Consider the following 1,340-nt stretch of genomic DNA (forward strand, 5'->3'; position numbering starts at 1 on the left):
CCCTCCCTTTGTTTTTATTATTGCCCCAAACAATGTTTCGAGCCAATACTTAGTTAACCACTCCTTCATATCGCACCAACTTTCTTCTAAATAAAAAACAGCCCTATTGAGCTGCTATTGGATAATTAGTTAATATTTCAATTTCTTTAGTGTCTATATTTATCTTTAAACTACTGTAATTATTGCAAAAGTTATCGCATATAAATTTATTCATTGGTTTAACTACCGATTCTAAAATCAGTTTAAAGTCTTCTGCCTCATCACCATAAAGCGTTTCTATAGTTTGAATGCCCCCAAATATTGATTTTACTGCACCGGTTCTTTTGTTGTATAAAACTGTCATGTTTTCCTGCATATCCTTAATACTGTATTCCACAATATTACCTCCTAAGCTAAAACTAAATACGAAACTTGCATAGGGAAATTTTGAGATGTATATGTATTAATAACACCAGAACTTGAAACTCCAAAACTTACCGTTCGACCATCTGCTGATATTTGAAATGTGCCAGCATCATAATCAAAATTAATTGCTTCAATATAATTTCCTGCCAACGCCATTCCTGCACCAACTCCGATACTGCGCAAACTTAATTCAACTGTGAACTGTTTACCTTTAAATATACTAGGCAATACAATGGTTGCTATTGTTGAAGTAGCTGGTAAAATATCGGCAAAATTAGTATAAGATAATGAGAAATATTTGCTTCCTGTTGAGCCAACATATCTCTCCATTCCATTAGCGCTTACTTTTGTGTAACTTCCATCACTATGCTTCCATATTGAATATGAGTTTGTATGTTCGCTGTCATTACTACCGCCTCCAATTTTAAAAGCTCCATTTTCAAGATTTATAGAAACAGTATTATCTAATGAGCTAATATTGCCTGCTTTAATTAGATTCCCATTTAATATGCCAGTAGTAATGTAATCTGCCACTATAGCCCCATCTATGGTCATTGCCAGCCCATACGGTCCATTAATGCCGGTAGAACTGTAACCTAATCCTGATTGATTCCAACGCCATACCTTTTGTGCTGTACCTATATCCGGGGTATCCATTATAAGTATCTCATAAGGTTTGCCGTCTGCGTTGTTACGGAAAACGACATAACCGCCTTTATTCCCGGTAATTAAGTTTGTAGCATTGTCTATTGCCTTCATGAGATCACTTTTCTGAGTATCAATAGAGTTTTTAATGGCCTGTTTATCCGCTTTATCCTGGCTTAACATATTCGGCTTAAACTGTCCTAACTCAATTTCTTTATACTGCCACTCTTGTTTAGCAGCATTATATACTTTTGTGGTTTTAATCACTCTAGCCTTTAAATCCAAGCCTA

At 35.2% G+C, this 1,340-nt stretch carries 2 protein-coding genes; both read right to left on the reverse strand.

Going from position 1 to position 1,340, the window contains the following annotated elements; all coding sequences use genetic code 11:
- Positions 1-103: 103 nt before the first annotated feature.
- Entirely contained in the window at positions 104-376 is a 273-nt protein-coding gene (locus tag M9H71_RS25065; RefSeq protein ID WP_455407571.1) for a hypothetical protein, read from the reverse strand.
- 11 nt (positions 377-387) lie between these two features.
- A partial coding sequence (locus M9H71_RS25070) for a hypothetical protein (protein ID WP_455407572.1) occupies positions 388-1,340 on the reverse strand: 953 nt, incomplete at its 5' end.

The sequence above is a fragment of the Rhodopseudomonas parapalustris genome, from assembly GCF_053772255.1.